This is a genomic window from Thermogutta sp. (assembly GCF_039793925.1).
GTDB lineage: Bacteria > Planctomycetota > Planctomycetia > Pirellulales > Thermoguttaceae > Thermogutta.
The window spans coordinates 1-1,062 of the sequence record NZ_JBAMME010000181.1; the positions used below are offsets into that span (position 1 = coordinate 1).

Genomic DNA, 1,062 nt, shown 5'->3' on the forward strand with positions numbered 1-1,062 from the left:
GGCGCAGCATACTGAACAAGGGGAAGGAGCCGGCCGCCATGCTGGTCATCGCGACATACCCGAGGTGAGGCACGGTTGCCCGGAAAGCCCAGCTGTGAGAACATCGAAGCGCGCGAGGATCTGGGGAAATCCGTCTACATGCATGGCATGCTCCCTAGGGAGTATCTGGGTAAGTACGAGGACTCGCTGGAGGAGGTCGAGGCCGAGGTCCTGGGCAGGAGCGTTAAGGTATACGACTTGACACAGGGCTTCGGCTATGGAACGCCCCTCTGGCCGTACTTCGATGACGTGAAAATAGAGAGGATGCATTATCACTCCAGATCTAGGGTCCTCTCACAGGTTTTGACGCATACTATGCACGTGGGCACGCACATAGATGCACCGGTGCATGTGGAGGAGGACTATCCGTACATAGATCAGATACCGCTCACCCGGTTCATCGGGAAGGGTGTGGTGGTGGACATTCCGAAGGAAAAGTGGGGGATTGTGACGCCGTACGATCTGGAGAGGGCCGAGCCGTCCATAGAGCCCGGCGACATAGTGATAGTGCACACCGGGTGGCACAGATTCTACGGCGACAACATCAAGTACTATGTCTACGCGCCAGGCTTCTACAAGGAGGCCGGCGAGTGGTTCGTCAAGAGGGGAGTGAAGCTCGTCGGAACGGACACGCAGGCCATGGATCACCCGCTGGGAACCAGGATCGCCCAGCCGCCGCCGCTAGTTCCGTGGGTCCTAGAGGAATACAAGAAGGAGACGGGGCGCGACCTCTACGCGGACTTCCCGTACTGGGAGCCTTGCCACAGGATACTGTACACGCATGGGATCCTAGGGATAGAGAACGTCGGAGGGGACGTGGACAAGGTTCTCGGGAAGCGTGTGACGATAATAGCGCTGCCGCTCAAATGGTACAAGGGCGACGGCTCCATGATAAGGTTGATTGCAATCGAGGAAAAACGTTGAGACAATTAACACTATTAATTGTTTGAGATGCTGTGTTTCACAATCTGTATTTAGCTATGCGATGCAATATTATATTAACTGGAGATCGTAGGCCGGGGC

Annotated in this window: 1 protein-coding gene; it reads left to right on the forward strand. The window is 55.8% G+C overall.

Translation table 11 applies throughout. From position 1 onward, the window contains the following. Positions 1 to 75: 75 nt before the first annotated feature. A complete protein-coding gene (locus ABJK56_RS06745) occupies positions 76 to 963 on the forward strand; it encodes a cyclase family protein (protein WP_347243900.1) in 888 nt (295 codons plus the stop codon). The last annotated feature ends 99 nt before the right edge of the window (positions 964 to 1,062 follow it).